This window comes from Gammaproteobacteria bacterium CG11_big_fil_rev_8_21_14_0_20_46_22 (assembly GCA_002796245.1).
In the GTDB taxonomy this organism is placed as follows: Bacteria; Pseudomonadota; Gammaproteobacteria; order UBA12402; family UBA12402; genus 1-14-0-20-46-22.
The window spans coordinates 111,202-126,691 of sequence record PCWT01000051.1 but is presented as its reverse complement, the minus strand read 5'-3'; the positions used below and the strand labels follow the sequence as shown (position 1 = coordinate 126,691).

Below are 15,490 nucleotides of genomic sequence, written 5' to 3'. Positions count from 1 at the left end.
GCTTTTCAGGATGCTATAGTCAGGCCTCTATAGTATTTAAGGGTGTCCGGTGAAAATCATTGATGCGCATTGTCATTTTTGGGATGTGAGCCTTGGCCTTAATCCCTGGCTTGCACGAGGCGAAAGTGAGTTATTGGGTGATCTGGCTCCCTTAAATCAAACGTATTTGCCTTGTGATTATCTTTCCGATGTGAAGCTTTTTACGATTGAGCAGGCGGTGCACGTTGAGGCGGCCAGTGCTTGCTATGCCAAAGATGAGGTCCAGTGGTTGGATCGCTTATCGAAAAGTAACCCTCTCATCGCTGCGGTTGTGGCTGGCGTGGATTTGCTTAGTCCTACTTTTGAAAGTTTGCTGTCGTTTTATTCGGTTTCACCTCTGGTTAAAGGTGTGCGTCAGATACTTAATTGGCATGAGAAGTCGATCTACCGGGCGGCCGAGCGCGCCGATGATTTAAGGAACCCACTTTGGCGCAAGCATTTTCGTTTGCTGGCGAAGTATGGTTTATCGTTTGACTTGCAAATTTGCCCAGGGCAAATGCTTTTGGCGGCAGCCTTAGCCAAGGATAACCCTGATGTTATGATCATTCTTAACCATGCCGGCATGCCGATTCAGGCAGAAAGGGAGCTGTGGGAGGCAGGAATTTTGGTCTTGGCGTCTTGTGAGAATGTGGTGGTGAAGCTTTCAGGGTTTGGCATGTGGGATCATCAATGGTCGGCTGCCTCTGTCACACCCTGGGTTCGTTTTATGGTTAACGCCTTTGGTCTAGAGCGCTGCTTGTTTGCCAGTAATTTCCCGGTCGATAAACTTTATTGCGATTTTCCGACGCTGGTCGAGCGTTATCAGCTGGCGATACCGGGCCTTTCTGAAACGGAAAAGCACAAGCTGTTTTATGACAATGCCCGGTCGGTGTATCGGACGTTGCCTAAATAAACCGCCTAAAATCGCTATCGCTTGTTTGAGAAAAGCGTATAATTCAAGCTTATTCAATAAGGTATGTGTGAGTATTTTTCAATGGATGTGAACATACAGACTCAGCCTGATGACGAAACCTGCGGACCCACGAGCCTTCAAGCCGTTTATCGTTACTACCACGATAATATTTCTCTCGATCAAGTGATCAGCGAAGTGCAGCGATTACGTAACGGCGGAACGCTAGCCTGTCTTTTGGGTAAGCACGCTATGGGGCGTGGTTATGAAGCCAAACTTTACGTTTATAATCTCGATATTTTTGATCCTAGCTGGTTTGATCATCGCGGTAATGCCGTGCCAGATATCATCGAAAAGCTGATCTTGCAATCGCGCTACTCAACGGCGAAATCCTTTCTGGAAACTACGGATGCGTATATTCAATACTTAAAAGCCGGCGGCAAACTTTTTTATAAAGAGTTGAGCACCGATTTGCTTAAAAGTTATTTCACACAAAAAAAACCGATTATTACCGGTTTAAGCGCAACTTATTTGTATCAAACACCACGTGAGCGCCAAACCTCAAAAGGCAAAATGATCTACGACGATATTCGTGGTGAGCCTTGTGGTCATTTCGTGGTGTTATGTGGTTACGATGAAAAATATCGGCATATTGTGGTCGCCGACCCACATCGCACGAACCCTATTTCAAACAACAATTATTATAAGGTCAGCATTAAACGCTTGATGAATGCAATTATGTTAGGCGTGCTCACCTTTGACGCCAATCTCTTGGTGATTACGCCTAAGGGGCAATCATGAAAACGATTATTGTCACGGAGCAAGCGAGTATCTGGTCGGATTTGGGTTTTCCGGTTGAGGTCATTGCAGCACAGGATTACTTGAGCCAGTATGAAACCTACGCCAAAGGTGTCTCGCGCATCATTAACCTATGCAGTACGTATCATTATCAGTCGATAGGCTATTATGTGTCGCTATTATCTGAGGCCAGAGGACATCGTGTTTTTCCTTCGGTGATGACCACGCAGGAGTTCAATAAGCCTTCGTTTAAAGACTATTTGGAGCGGGAGCTTAATGGCGCTATTGCGCATTCCTTAAAAAGCATCAAGTCAGACACGTTCAGTCTCAGTGTGTATTTTGGAAAGAATATGGCTGGCCAGCATGAAAAACTCGCAAAAAAACTGCATGGTCTCGCTTCGTTGCCGTTGTTTCGTGTGCATTTTGAATACAAGAAAACTTGGCGGATTCAACGAATTGTCTCCTTGTCGATAGGTGATATTCCCGAGTCACACTGGCCTTTTTTGGCGCAGTCAGCCGATGAGTTTTTGTCGAAAAAACGATTTTCTTCAGTGAAAAGAAAAATGCGCCATCATGATCTGGCGATATTGTATGACCCTAATGAGGCCACGCCCCCTTCGGCCAAGCCTGCCTTAAAGCGATTTATTCAAGCTGCAAAAGAGTTGGATATTAATGCTGAGTTAATTACAAAAGACGATTATAGGTTTATTAGTGAGTTTGATGCCTTATTTATTCGCGAAACCACCGCGGTCAATAACCATACTTACAAATTTGCATTAAAAGCTTTCTCGCAAGGCCTGGTGGTTATTGATGATCCCTTGTCGATATTACGTTGCTGCAATAAAGTCTATTTGGCTGAAACCTTGCGTGGTAACAATATTCTCTGCCCACAAACACGTGTCATCAGTAAGCAGAACTGGCGTGAGATTATTAAAACGCTGCATTACCCGTGTGTGCTCAAGCAGCCAGATAGTGCATTTTCAAAAGGTGTGGTTAAAGCTGAATCTATTGAGGAGGCGGCTAAAGCCTGCCAGGGCTTTTTGAAGCATTCGGAGCTCATTATTGCACAAGAATTTATGCCTACAGAGTTTGATTGGCGTATCGGTGTCATTGATCAAAAGCCTTTGTATGCCTGTAAATATTATATGGCCAAGGGACACTGGCAGATTTATGACTGGTCTTCAAAGCTTAAGAACCCTTGGGGTGCTTCTGTCACGGTTGAGTTGTCTGATGTGCCAGAGAATGTGATTCAAACAGCGCTTAAGGCCTGTAAGTTGATTGGTGATGGTTTGTATGGTGTGGATATCAAAGAAAAGGACGGCAAAGTGTACGTCATCGAGGTGAATGATAATCCCGATATTCAGTCACACGACGAAGATAAAATGTTGGGTGATGAGTTGTATCGCATCGTGATGAGAGTGTTTTTGGATCGAATCAACAAAAAGAGGGGTTATGGCCAGTAAACCGTATTCATTGTTTTCCGTGTATGGTATCGAAATAGAGTACATGATTGTCGATGTCGAACACCTTAATGTATTGCCTATCTGCGATAAATTATTACTGAAGCTTGCGGGCAAAATGGAAAACGAAGTCGAGCTTGGTCGGGTCGCGGTCAGCAATGAGCTCGCTTTGCATGTAGTGGAAATCAAAACCAATGGGCCTAGGGCCTCTTTGTCCGGTTTGTCGGGTGATTTTCATGAAACCGTTAAAACTCTTCAAGCGTGCTTAAGAGAAGAAGGCGCTTGTTTGATGCCAACGGGTATGCATCCTTGGTTTGATCCAGAGGCGGGTTTTTGTTTGTGGCCGCATGGCGATAAAACGATTTACAACACTTACCATAAAATTTTCAATTGCAGCGGGCATGGTTGGTCGAACTTGCAAAGTACGCACATCAATTTACCATTTGCTAACGATGAAGAGTTTTCAGTCTTGCATGCGGCGATTCGTTTGGTTTTACCCCTGATTCCAGCGCTTGCCGCCAGCACTCCCTTTAAGCAAGCTAAGCTTTCGGGTGTGAAAGACACGCGACTTGAGTTCTATGGTAAGAACCAAAAGGCGATCCCGGCTATTGCTGGCGAGGTTATCCCTGAGTCTGTTCACTCAAAAGATCAATATCAGGCGGATATTTTAATGCCGATGTATGAGGCGATTAGCAGTCATGATCCCAATAAGGTTTTGCAGTATGAATGGCTCAATTCTCGCGGTGCGATTGCGCGTTTTGATCGTAATGCCATCGAAATTCGGATCATGGATTCGCAGGAGTGTCCGTTGGCCGATATTGCCTGCGCAAACTTTATTGCTGAACTGGTGCGTGACTTGGCAAGTTCTGTGAGTGCTGAGCGAATGAGTGAGGTCGCCCTGCCTGATTTAAAAGCGATGTATCTTGGGGCAATCGAGCAAGGTATGCATTATGAAATTAATCATGCCACTTATCTTGAGGTTTTGGGTTGTGAGGTCAAAGCCTCCTCGACCAATGCAGTGCTTAAAGCGTTATTTGAAAAGATATCGGGCAAAATTCACGAAGAATATCGTGACGCGATAGCACACACTCTCTCGGAAGGTAATTTGTCTGAGCGTTTGCTGCGAGCTTATGATAAAAGTGGGGCTAATGAAGCTGCGATGTTTGACGTTTATCGCCAGCTTTGTGACTGCTTGAGGTCTAATGAATTGTTTTATGTCTAGACTTTCATTGCTGCTTACTTGTGAACATGCGAGCAGGGCGATTCCTGCCCCTTATTCGGCTTGCTTTGAAAAAGCGCAGCGTGTTTTGTCCACGCATCGCGGTTATGATATTGGCGCTTTGGCTGTATATACGGCGCTCAAGCCACTTTCTGATTTTTCTATCGCGGCACAATACAGCCGTTTGCTCATTGATCTCAATCGCTCTTTGAATCACAAGGCCGTTTTTTCCGAGTTTTCTAGCAGCTTATCGCCTGAAAAAAAACTTAGGCTTGTTAGTGAGGTCTATCAACCTTATCGTGATACGGTTTTATCTGAGGTTGTAAGGCTAAAGAACCCTTTGCATATTGCTTCTCACACCTTTACACCGGTTTTGGGTGGTCAGATTCGCGATAACGATGTGGGGTTTTTATATGATCCAAGGTCGATTGGTGAAAAAGCTTTTTGCGAGCGATGGCGCGCGAACCTTTTAGTTTTAGGATCAGATTTAAAGGTTCGTATGAATTATCCCTATTTAGGCACGAGCGATGGCTTGCCCACCGCAATCCGAAAAAGCCAGCTCAATCCAAACTATATGGGTGTTGAGCTAGAGGTGAACCAGCGGCATTTTTCGCGAGATGGGCGCTGTCAAACAAAGATTATCAGCTTGCTTAAGCAGAGCCTGGTTAGCACGATGGAGGAATATTGATTATGGAATGTTTAAGCTATGCTCTTGCGGAAAAATTTGATTTAGGGTCGGTTGAAAAAGCTTTGAAGGAGAAGTATTCCATCATGATCGATCGCCACGATCGAGTGCTTGAGGTCATTTTTAAAGATCGAAAAAGTTCGCTTTATGTGTTTTTTAATGGAACGCTGATCACTTGGGGGTTTAAGCGTTATGAATTGAAACCTATTCTGGCTATTTTACAAGCCGCTACGACAAGCTGGTTTAAAGCCCCTGTGTTTGATGGTTTTAGCTGTCGATTTTCCGATAAAACCAGGATATATCCGCATGATTATTTCAATGTGGAGTGTATTACGATGGAAAGCGATGACGATGATTTGAAGCTCAGTCTTGCGTATGGTATTTCTTTGTCTACTAAACTTAAGGCTTATGAGAATGATCTTGAGGCCGTGATCGAAAAATATAATCCGATCGTGGCAACCTTGAGTGGCTCGGGTGAGCTGGGCTTGTCTCAACGCAAAATTCGCCAAATTATTGGTGATATCTTGATGTTTAAAAGCCGCATTAATCTAAATAGTAGTTTTTTGTATATGCCGAAGTTTTTTTGGCAACACCCTTCCTTGGAAGAATATTTTGTCATGGTAAAACGGTATATGGATATCGTGGAGCGCGCAAAAGTGGTAAATCACCAGCTTGATACCTTAAGCGAGATTTTTATGATGTGTAACAGTTATTCGGAAAATAAACATTCTCATCGCCTAGAGGTCATTATCGTCTTTTTGATTTGCCTAGAGATTATTTTTTACTTATTAAATTTGCATTTGTCTTAATAGGCTTGCGTTTTTAAATGGCGTCCCCTAGGGGATTCGAACCCCTGTTGCCGCCGTGAAAGGGCGGTGTCCTAGGCCTCTAGACGAAGGGGACCCTAGGTTGGTTTCTGCGATCGCTTACTGGTGGAGCTAGGCGGGATCGAACCGCCGACCTCTTGCATGCCATGCAAGCGCTCTCCCAGCTGAGCTATAGCCCCGATCGAGGGTGAGAATACTAAGGCCAAAAATCGTTTAAGTCAATGACTTTTTGCCTGTTTTTTTATTCTTGTCACAGGCCTGCTAGGTTTGTTTCAGCAAAGAAGCAGGGGGCTTCTTCGGGCCTTGCAAGAAAGTGTGCCCCGGTGGCTATCCTAAATCTCGCCTTCCTGAGCTTCACTGTTGAGGATTAATACAGCTTCTTCACAAAGCCCCATCATGGACTCCCTGTCGTCTAAGTTTTGGTGTGTTAGATCGGGCTGCTCTATTTGTATCGATCTAATGGCGTGCCGAAGTTTTTCATTTTGATTGCCGACAATGCTGAGCAACTCATTTTGGATTTTTAATGTGTTTTTTTGCATAAATTAAGATCTTTTCGTTTTTTATTACAAACCCCGCCTCGGTGTTTGAGGCGATTGGGGTGCTGCAGCGCTTGGTGGCGTTTCTGGCACTGCTTGTTCTGGTGTTGTTTCTGGGTTATCCAGTCTTTGTCGCCTTGTCGGATTTTCTTCCGTTCCCTCTAAGTCACTGGCGGGTCTTGCCCAGCCAATCCTCGGCATGTGCTGGGCTTGAGCGTGAGACTGGCTGAACAGAACCCTTGCAACCCTAGCGGCTTCACCTTTTGGGAAGGTGTAATGACGCGGTATTTCAGTTGAGTTTCTTCCGGTAGGAGGCCTTAAATTATCTTGCCTTGGAAATAAAGCGGTGAGAATGGGTCTGTTGTTTGCGGTATTAGCATTTGCTACTGCGACGGTAGATGCTTGCGTGGCTTGAATTAGGCGTGCTTGTTGTGTTGCAACAGCGCTAAGCTCTGCAAGTATACTGCGTTGAGTGGTGACTGTTGCTCGCGCCACTTGCGGCGGTGGAGGTTGTTGTGCTTGCTGCTGCTGTGTATCTTGGGCAATGTCGTCGTCATCGTTGCTGTTTTCAAGACTGCTTTCAAAAGAGCACGGGGATTGAGGGCGATCGCTGGGTGCTGTTGTTAAGGTGGCGGGGGCTTCTTGATGCCTTATTTCAAAATATAAAGTGTATAGTTCGCGTGCCCAGTAGGCGATGAGGTTAAATGCATTAACCAGGGTTTCGCTAGCTGTATTTTTGTAAATCTCAGTGAGTATGTCTTGCATGGCTTTTAGCAAGTCGTTAAGCAGGTCTTTGTAAATATCTAAAGTGTCTGGCTCAAGCAGGGATGCCTGTATTATGATTTCTTGCATTCGACGGCAGTCGTTGATTTCATTATACATGTCGGTAGTGTTCTTATGGCGTTGTATCGCCGGAGGCGTGTCTTTTGATTTTAATCTGATGAATAACTCACTTAGCTCATTATAAATACAAGCTCTCTGTGATTCGGGAATGCTTTTTCTGTTAGCCGTGTTTTTGAGGTGTGAGTGAATAAGGCTAAGAAGAATTTTTTGAAGCGTATTGTTTACGGAGTTAATAATGCTCTCCTGATTTTTCAATGTAAAGACTATTAGCGATGCTCTTGTGATTGAGGCTTGTCTTACTAAGTTACTTCCTCTGTGTCGGTTATCGTCTCTCCATAGCCTTAGGCCCAGTCTATTTTGTTCTAAGGCGGTCAGTTCTTTATGCAGTGCTAAGCTGGCGTTGATATTTTCATTTGGGTTTTCAAAGCGCCTTCGAAGATTGGCTGTTTTAATGGTGATTTCATGGTTTTTTGCCAAAAAATAATCGACAGCCTTGTCTTTAGCCCGCCTGAGTCTCGCTGTAAACGCATTAAGTTTTTCTATGCCTGCATTATTTTTGTAAGCGTTCATTAAATCACTTGTGCTTGTCGTCTTGACGATAGTCAGTAACGCTTCTAGCTCAGCTTTGTCTTCGTCTTTTAAATCGTTAAGTTTGTCTAGTATCATTTGTATTGATAGGCTGTACAGTTTGAGTTTTAGTTCGCAATTTACTGCCAAGACGGCACTCTCGATAGCGGAAAGTTGCCTGTAATCTTCTGAGAGTTTGGTTGAGTGTTTGTCTAGTAAGCCTGCTCTAAGTCGTATAGTTAGGATGTCTGTTTTGAAGCTTTTATATTCTTCGGTGATAGCCTCTATCCGAGCTATATAACCTTCTATGCCGTCTTGTAGCTCAATTTGTTTGCTTAAAGTCTGAAATTCGTTTAGGAGCTTTTCAATATTGCTTTTTACTGCGTTAATAGCATTCGTGGAGGGGTTTGTCATGTCGATGATCCTTTGTTGTATTTTTATTTGAATCAGTTTCTTTTAAGCTAGTCGGGATGAACAGTTTTTGTATTAAATTCACATTGAGTGCGTCGACTCTTGCTGTAGCGTTATCGCCTCGTCGCTTTGTTGCCAAGGGGTGGTGCCTTCTTCTGAGTCGTATGTTTTTAGTCCACTGAGCGCCTCTGCCAGCTGGTCGCCATCAAGCATTTCTTTGTGAACACTTTTTAAGGTTGTTGTGATCGCACTATGCCCTGGAAGACTTCTGAGCCTTGCTTGTGCCGCCATTTGCCTGAGCAAATACGCTTTTTCGAGCTTGAATTTTTCTTTAAACGCACTGTCTTTTTGGGCAAGTGCTTCTAGCGTTTTAAGCGATGTGAAAATGGGCTGTTCTATCAAGGTTTCGATGGCAATAAGCTGATCGTTGATAGCACAAGTATCATGGGTAAAGAACATTATTTTATTATTGTTATTATTATTATTATTTGTTATCGGTGCGCACTCTAACAAACTAGGCTAAAAATGTCTAGCCTCAATTGAGGTTTGATGGGTTAGTTAAGGCTTGCTAACCAGCGCCTAAGGGGTATGAATATTAAGACAAAACATAAGCCCACAAGGATACCTACAGCGGACTCGGCAAGCCTGCCGAGCGCATTAAGCCACACGCTTAAGTCCGGTTGCATGGCGCCAGTGGCGTAGATCACGAAAATAGCGATGCTGGATTGTCGAAATCCCTCTCGAAAGCCGATCAGTGAAATGAGCGCGACATTTAATACCAACACCAGCAAAAGGCTGGCGTAACCGTAGCCTAGGCCTGAGACAATGGCGCCCGATAAAACACAGGCGACTAAGCTTGCCACAAAGCGCAGCAATGCGGCTTCAAAGGCACTTTTTTCTTCAGCGTTGATCACAATCGCTGCTGAAATCGCACACCACATGCCGCCAATTAAAGCCTCTTTTAGGCCAAAAGCGGTGGCAAGCAAGGTACCGAGCCACACGCTGATCACGCCTGCGCCACCGGTTTGTACGCAGAGCACGATAGAAAAACGTTTGATGAGTCGGCGAACGGTCATGAGTTCCATCTCGGTGTTTCCTTATTAACGAGCAAGTTTGCTTTGAATGGCGCTATTGACACAGACGGGTACAAAGCTTGAAATGTCGCCCTGATGGCGTGCAATGTCTTTCACTAAGCTAGAGGCGATGTGTTGATAAGCCGTGTCCGGCAATAAAAATAAGGTTTCAAGCTTCGGTGAGAGTTTCTTATTCATAAAGGCGAGTTGCTTTTCATATTCCCAATCGTCTGTGCCTCGCACGCCGCGCAAAATGACATCGGCGCCGTGCGATTCAGCAAATTCAACTAATAAACCTTCAAAGGGTTCAACTCGCACACCCTTGCGTTGAGATAGCGCTTCGTGGGCTAGGTTGACGCGTTCAGCCAAAGAAAATAGTGGGTTTTTGTGCGTGCCTTGAGCTACAGCCACAATGACTTCGTCAAACAAATGGTAGGCTCGTTCGATTAGATTGATGTGGCCCAGCGTGATGGGGTCAAAGCTGCCGGGGTAGACTGCGATCTTGCTCATTGTAAATCCTTGTGTTGATTCGCATGAAGTAGCCACTATCTTACGTAGCCTGGGTTGAAATGCGAAGCATTGATAACCCGGGTTTTAGCTACATCAGTGCGAGTATTGTAGCAGTGAAGTCTGTGTTGGGGTAGCGAGCCTGCGTGATGAATTATTTATGGTAGGGGTGACCTTGCGTGATGGTAAGGGCGCGATAAAGCTGCTCGGCCAGCACGATACGCACCAGGGGGTGGGGCAGTGTGAGATCTGAGAGCGAAATTTTCGCGTCAGAGCGTTTGAGCACATCGTGGGCCAAACCTTCTGGCCCACCAATCAAAAAACATAAGTGTGCACTTTGCGAATCGGTAATGGTCTTTGCTAGGGCCTCGGTGCTTAAACGTTTTCCGCCAATTTCCAGTGTGATCACAAAGCTATTTTTAGGAATGGCTGCAAGCATCTTCTCACCTTCTTTTTTGATGAGGGCAAGGTTTTCACTGTTTTTTTGGCGTTTAGCGAGGGGGATTTCAATAAGGGTTAAAGGCCAGTCAGACTGTAAACGCTTTTGGTATTCTTCAAAACCTGCTTGGACCCAAGCAGGCATTTTACTGCCGATGCTAATCAGTGTGATCTTCATCGCCTTTCACATTTTCCCAGAGTTTTTCCAGTGCGTAGTATTCGCGGGTTTCAGGCAGCATGACATGAACGATCACATCACCTAAGTCAACCAGCGCCCATTCATTCTGGTCTGTAAAATTGCGGTTAAAGGGTCGAGCGCCTTGTGCTTTTGCCTCTTTGGCCACGTTGTTGGCCAGCGCTTGCAGCTGTCGTGATGAGGTCGCAGAGCATATGATCATGTAATCGGCGATAGAGGTGAGTCCTTGGACATTCAGTACTTTAATGTCTTTGGCTTTAACGTCTTCTAGGGCTAGGGTTGCGATATCGCAAAGTTTTTCGGGTGTGAGCATCGTGTTGTCATTCTTTAAAATTTGCGCCGATTATACCTGGCTGTTGGCGTCCCTGTAAAGCGCGTGATTTTTGATGTAGTCGATCACCGCTTGAGGCAGGGCTTGTTTGAGTCGCGCATCATCTCGGGATAGCTCGGCGTGACGTATATCGGTGGCTGACAGCGTGCTCTCATTGTCATTAATAATGATGGCTTTGTATTGCGCGATCAGTTTTGGGTGAGCCAGTGTGTACCCTGGTCGTTTAATGATAATCAGGGTGTTTTGTTGAATGATTTCCTGCCAATGGTGCCAGCGTGTGAAGTTTTCCCACACATCATAACCCATAATGAAAGCAAATTTTTCGTTTGGGTAGTCCTTGTGTAGGCTTTTGAGGGTTTCGTCCATGTACGAGGGAGTGCTTCGTGTGATTTCGCGGTCGTCAGCTTCAAACAGGGGCTCGTCACGAATGGCGAGTTTTACCATGGCTAGGCGATCATCGGCTTTTGCCATCGCTTCGGCTCGGTGCACAGGTGTTTTGCAGGGGATAAACAAGACACGTGAGAGGTTTGCAGCTTCCAAAGCTTTGTGTGCAATGGCTAGGTGCGCGCGGTGAATTGGATCGAATGTGCCACCTAAGACGCCTATCATACTTGCACGCCTTGTAGCTTTAAACACAGTATAAGTAAGCCTTGCCACACATCGCCGCGCGCCGCGCCTTTGATGCAGGCATCGATTTGCTGGGCATCGCTGATCGCGTCATAGAGCACGCCTTTTTTCGCCTGCTGAAAAAAACGGCGCATCAAGGCTTGTTTTTGGGGCCAAATTTTTTGTGATCTGAAATAGCTATCGATGGATTGACCGGCGTGTTTGGCTTGCACAATGCCAAGCAGTAAATGCACTTCACGATTGATTGCCCAGAGTATCAAGATGGGGTCTTGGCCTTCGAGCTTTAAGGTGTTCAATATGCTGCCCGTGCGGGTAATGTCTCCGGCATATATTGCATCGACCAAGGCAAACACATCAAAGCGTGCATCATGGCTTAATTGCTCTTTAACAGCCTCCGGCGTGAGCGGCGTGACAAAGCTGAGTTTTTGTAGCGCTTGTTTGGCCGCCAGCAGGTTGCCTTCGGTGTGCTCAGCAATCATGCCGATCATGTCGTCGGATAAGTCTAGCTTCAGTGCTCTGGCGCGCGTGCGTAGCCAGGCTTTGAACTCTTCGGGCTTGGGTGGCCAAAGAGTCAGTGAAAGGCCCGCGTTATCCAGTGCTTGGTACCATTTCGCGTTTTGTTGTGCTTTTTCGAGTTTGGGTAATCTCACGATTAAGAAAATGGAGGCTTCGGCTTGCTTGGTGTAATCGCTTAAAAAGCCTTGCCAGCTTTTGTTGGGCTTGTCGTTAAAGCGAAGCTCAACGATTTTTTGTGTGCCAAACAGGCTCAAATTGTTCAGTAATGCATTCGCCTCAGCGATGTCAGATTTGTTGTCTACGCTTAGCTTGTCGTGCTCATCAAAACCTTGTGCACGTGCGAAATGTAGGGCGGTGTCTAGTGCTTCTTCATGAAGGCAAGGCTCATCGCTGCTGATGGTTAACACGTTTGGGGCGTGTGCCTTCAGCGCGGCGCTCAGTTTTTCGGGATAAACCTTCATCGCTTCAGGCTAGCCTTTGCCGCCTTGACAAGGTCGGAAGACTCAAGGTAGAAAAAGAATTGGTTTAGAACACTGCGTCTTAATACAGAGATGGTCGACTGTAACTGCGAAGTGTTATTGATGATTTGGCCTGCGTAGAGTGTCAATGATTGCGAAACACTGAATTCACGTGAATCAATTGTTTTGTGCGTTTTGCTGTTGATAAACGTAAAGCTCGCGTTTTGAACGACAGTGTAGTCACGCGAAATTTGCGACGAGCCTGATGTGGCTTGTGAGTATGTCGCGCTTGGCAGCTCAAGCTTTAGAGTAATCGGCGCTTTGGGGTTGATGTTCACCCCCTGAAGTTTTAAATTACTTCGAACAAGCTTGCTGAAGTCGCCATTCGGGTCATTGCTTTCAAGCTTTAACGTCTTAAAGACAGGCGGCGCTTGTGTGCTATTGGCTAAGTGAAAACCGCAGGCTGCGAGCAATAGGCACGCGCCTGCGATCAGAAACTGCCTGATGCTTTTCATCTAGGCATCTCCCACCACAATGCTCACCAGTTTTTTGGGCACGACAATCACTTTCTTAACTGCTTTGCCATCGATAAACTTTTGCACGTTGTCAGAGGATAGTGCGCAACGCTCGATGGCTGCGTTATCTGCGTCGGCGGCCACCTCGATGGTGTCCCGCACTTTGCCGTTAACCTGCACCGCTAATTTTAAGCTGTCTTGCTTTAACGCAGCGTTGCTGGCTTTTGGCCATTTGGATTTTGAAATGACGCCGTAACCTAATTGTTTAAACAAGTAGTGTGAGATGTGCGGACAGATAGGGCTTAAAATACGCAACAAAATGCTCACGCCTTCCCAAAGGATCGCGTTTTTAGCTTGTGTGTCATCGGTCTCGATATCGGGCAAAGTTTGCAGGGTGTTGAGCATTTTCATGCAAGCCGAAGCCACGGTGTTGATTTGCAGGCGCTGCATATCAAATGTGGCTTGTTTTAAACAGGTGTGCACTTCACGGCGGATATCTTTTAAACTACTATCGATGCCATCCCAATGAATGTCGGTGATGGAATCAGCTTTTTGTGCAATGTTTTCTTCGCTGATCGTGTCCTCGTGCTGATACGCAAATTGCCAGACACGTTTAAGGAAGCGGTAAGCGCCTTCCACACCTTTGTCGGCCCACTCCAGTGATTGCTCAGGTGGGGCGGCAAACAAACTAAAAAAGCGTGCCGTATCAGCACCGTATTGCTCTATGATGGCTTTCGGGTCGACCGTGTTGCCTTTCGATTTTGACATTTTCGTGCCGTCTTTGAGCACCATGCCTTGTGTAAGCAGGGCTTTAAACGGTTCGCTGCTTTGGAAAAAACCTTCGTCGCGCAGTGCTTTGAACAGAAAGCGTGCATATAATAGGTGAAGCACAGCATGCTCAACGCCACCGATGTATTGATCCACCGGCATCCAGTATTTGGCGCGCTCATCGAGCATGGCTTTGTGTTGATCGGGGCAGGCAAAGCGTGCGAAATACCAAGACGATTCCATGAAGGTGTCGAAGGTGTCTGTTTCGCGCTTGGCCGGTTTTTTACATTTCGGGCAGCCGGTTTGATAGAAACTGGGGCTCGCTTTTAAGGCTGAACCGCTTTCGGGCAGTTCAAGGTCTTCGGGTAGAACGACGGGAAGCTCGCTTTCCGGCACAGGCACGGCGCCGCAGCTTTCGCAATAAATGATCGGGATCGGCGTGCCCCAATAGCGCTGGCGAGACACCCCCCAGTCACGCAGGCGAAAGTTGGTTTCGCGCATGCCGGCATGGCTGCTTTCTAGCTGCTTGGCAATAGCGTCTTTAGCTTTTGTGCTGTCTAGGCCGTCGAATTCGCCAGAGTGAATCAGTTGACCTGGGCCGGTGTAAGCAGCTTGGCTGAAGTCGTGTTCTTCGGGCGCTGAGATAACGGGTACGATCTCTAGATTGTATTGTTTTGCAAATTCAAAGTCTCGTGCGTCGTGTGCGGGTACGGCCATGACCGCGCCGCTGCCGTAGTCGGCGAGCACATAGTTAGCGACCCAGATCGGGATATCTTGCCCGGTCAGTGGGTGTTTGGCTTTTAACCCTGTGTCCGCCCCTTTTTTCTCTTGGGTGGCTAGGTCAGCCTCGGAGACTTTGGTGTGTTTGCAGGCTTCAATGAGTTCTGCGACAGCAGGTTGGCTGAGGGCTGCGTGTTTGGCCAAGGGATGTTCTGGGCAAAGGGCGATGTAGCTTACGCCAAATAGAGTGTCGGCCCGTGTGGTGAAGACGTTCAGGGGCGCGTCTTGACTGGCGACGGTGAAGCTGACACGCACACCTTCAGAGCGGCCAATCCAGTTACGCTGCATGGTGCGCACTTGCTCGGGCCAGTCTTCAAGTTCAGATAAATCTTCCAATAATTCATTGGCATAGGCGGTAATCTTAATAAACCACTGAGGTATTTCGCGCTGTTCGACGAGCGCGCCAGAGCGCCAGCCACGGCCATCAATGACTTGCTCATTGGCCAGTACCGTGTTGTCCACCGGGTCCCAGTTAACCACGGCATTTTTTCGATACACCAAGCCTTTTTCATAGAGTTTTAAGAACAGCCATTGCTCCCAGCGGTAATACTCTGGGTCGCAGGTTTTAATTTCGCGACTCCAGTCGTAAGCCAGGCCCAAGCTTTTGAGTTGCTCACGCATATGGTCGATGTTGTCACGAGTCCATTTTGCGGGCGACACGCCGTGTTTTAGGGCAGCGTTTTCAGCCGGTAAGCCAAAGGCATCAAAGCCCATGGGCTGAAGTACGTTTTTGCCCTGTAGACGTTGGAAGCGTGCGATGACATCCGCCAAGGCATAGTTTCGCACATGGCCCATGTGCAAATAACCGCTAGGATAAGGGAACATGGCCAGGCAATAAAACTTCTCTTTGCTAAAGTCCTCGGTGGCTTTAAAGGATTGTTTTTCTTCCCAAAGTGTCTGGATGGTGGCTTCTATGGCCTGGGGGTTATAGTGTTCGTCTATCATGACTTTGCGGCTTGTTAATTAAGAGCTCGCAAGGATACTCTTTTCAAGCCGCAACGACAAGG

General features: G+C 46.6%; 17 protein-coding genes and 2 tRNA genes. 6 read left to right on the top strand and 13 right to left on the bottom strand.

The annotated features are described in order from the left end of the window. Positions 1 to 49: 49 nt before the first annotated feature. The 6 genes from COV52_07355 to COV52_07330 all read left to right on the top strand — a co-directional run bounded on the left by COV52_07355 (position 50) and on the right by COV52_07330 (position 5,899). Positions 50 to 931 carry an amidohydrolase gene (locus COV52_07355; GenBank protein ID PIR10848.1) on the top strand — a complete coding sequence of 294 codons (882 nt, stop codon included), beginning with the start codon at positions 50 to 52 and terminating at the stop codon, positions 929 to 931. 81 nt (positions 932 to 1,012) lie between these two features. Then, entirely contained in the window at positions 1,013 to 1,729 is a 717-nt protein-coding gene (locus COV52_07350; protein PIR10868.1) for a peptidase-C39 like family protein, read from the top strand. Next, complete coding sequence (locus COV52_07345) at positions 1,726 to 3,189, top strand: hypothetical protein (protein PIR10847.1); 1,464 nt, start codon at positions 1,726 to 1,728, stop codon at positions 3,187 to 3,189. Before COV52_07350 ends, COV52_07345 begins: the two co-directional genes overlap by 4 nt. Continuing rightward, positions 3,179 to 4,408 (top strand): glutamate--cysteine ligase, encoded by a 1,230-nt coding sequence (locus COV52_07340; GenBank protein ID PIR10846.1) that lies wholly within the window; start codon positions 3,179 to 3,181, stop codon positions 4,406 to 4,408. Before COV52_07345 ends, COV52_07340 begins: the two co-directional genes overlap by 11 nt. Continuing rightward, positions 4,389 to 5,093 (top strand): N-formylglutamate amidohydrolase, encoded by a 705-nt coding sequence (locus COV52_07335; protein ID PIR10845.1) that lies wholly within the window; start codon positions 4,389 to 4,391, stop codon positions 5,091 to 5,093. The genes COV52_07340 and COV52_07335 overlap by 20 nt, the downstream gene beginning before the upstream one ends. Before the next feature lie 2 nt (positions 5,094 to 5,095). Beyond that, entirely contained in the window at positions 5,096 to 5,899 is an 804-nt protein-coding gene (locus COV52_07330; protein PIR10844.1) for a hypothetical protein, read from the top strand. Positions 5,900 to 5,917: 18 nt separating this feature from the next. On the opposite strand, the gene COV52_07325 is transcribed toward COV52_07330, so the two are convergent. The 13 genes from COV52_07325 to COV52_07265 all read right to left on the bottom strand — a co-directional run bounded on the left by COV52_07325 (position 5,918) and on the right by COV52_07265 (position 15,428). Beyond that, positions 5,918 to 5,993, bottom strand: a tRNA-Glu gene (locus COV52_07325). 27 nt (positions 5,994 to 6,020) lie between these two features. After that, positions 6,021 to 6,096: transfer RNA gene (locus COV52_07320), tRNA-Ala, on the bottom strand. 153 nt (positions 6,097 to 6,249) lie between these two features. Continuing rightward, a complete protein-coding gene (locus COV52_07315) occupies positions 6,250 to 6,456 on the bottom strand; it encodes a hypothetical protein (GenBank protein ID PIR10843.1) in 207 nt (68 codons plus the stop codon). A gap of 24 nt (positions 6,457 to 6,480) precedes the next feature. Further along, the gene (locus COV52_07310) at positions 6,481 to 8,277 is read right to left on the bottom strand and encodes a hypothetical protein (GenBank protein ID PIR10842.1); all 1,797 of its coding nucleotides are present in this window, start codon (positions 8,275 to 8,277) and stop codon (positions 6,481 to 6,483) included. Positions 8,278 to 8,355: 78 nt separating this feature from the next. Further along, positions 8,356 to 8,733: a hypothetical protein gene (locus COV52_07305; GenBank protein ID PIR10841.1), complete on the bottom strand. Its 378-nt coding sequence runs from the start codon at positions 8,731 to 8,733 to the stop codon at positions 8,356 to 8,358. A gap of 95 nt (positions 8,734 to 8,828) precedes the next feature. Then, a complete protein-coding gene (locus COV52_07300; GenBank protein ID PIR10840.1) occupies positions 8,829 to 9,359 on the bottom strand; it encodes a hypothetical protein in 531 nt (176 codons plus the stop codon). 15 nt (positions 9,360 to 9,374) lie between these two features. Continuing rightward, positions 9,375 to 9,857 (bottom strand): pantetheine-phosphate adenylyltransferase, encoded by a 483-nt coding sequence (locus COV52_07295; protein ID PIR10839.1) that lies wholly within the window; start codon positions 9,855 to 9,857, stop codon positions 9,375 to 9,377. Positions 9,858 to 10,008: 151 nt separating this feature from the next. Then, positions 10,009 to 10,470 (bottom strand): 23S rRNA (pseudouridine(1915)-N(3))-methyltransferase RlmH, encoded by a 462-nt coding sequence (locus tag COV52_07290; GenBank protein ID PIR10838.1) that lies wholly within the window; start codon positions 10,468 to 10,470, stop codon positions 10,009 to 10,011. Beyond that, positions 10,451 to 10,801 (bottom strand): ribosome silencing factor, encoded by a 351-nt coding sequence (gene rsfS / locus COV52_07285; GenBank protein ID PIR10837.1) that lies wholly within the window; start codon positions 10,799 to 10,801, stop codon positions 10,451 to 10,453. The genes COV52_07290 and rsfS overlap by 20 nt, the downstream gene beginning before the upstream one ends. 30 nt (positions 10,802 to 10,831) lie before the next feature. Further along, the gene (gene nadD / locus COV52_07280; protein PIR10836.1) at positions 10,832 to 11,428 is read right to left on the bottom strand and encodes a nicotinate (nicotinamide) nucleotide adenylyltransferase; all 597 of its coding nucleotides are present in this window, start codon (positions 11,426 to 11,428) and stop codon (positions 10,832 to 10,834) included. Then, positions 11,425 to 12,423 (bottom strand): DNA polymerase III subunit delta, encoded by a 999-nt coding sequence (gene holA, locus COV52_07275; GenBank protein PIR10835.1) that lies wholly within the window; start codon positions 12,421 to 12,423, stop codon positions 11,425 to 11,427. The genes nadD and holA overlap by 4 nt, the downstream gene beginning before the upstream one ends. Continuing rightward, entirely contained in the window at positions 12,420 to 12,935 is a 516-nt protein-coding gene (locus COV52_07270) for a hypothetical protein (protein PIR10834.1), read from the bottom strand. The genes holA and COV52_07270 overlap by 4 nt, the downstream gene beginning before the upstream one ends. Then, complete coding sequence (locus tag COV52_07265) at positions 12,936 to 15,428, bottom strand: leucine--tRNA ligase (GenBank protein ID PIR10833.1); 2,493 nt, start codon at positions 15,426 to 15,428, stop codon at positions 12,936 to 12,938. Positions 15,429 to 15,490 lie beyond the last annotated feature (62 nt).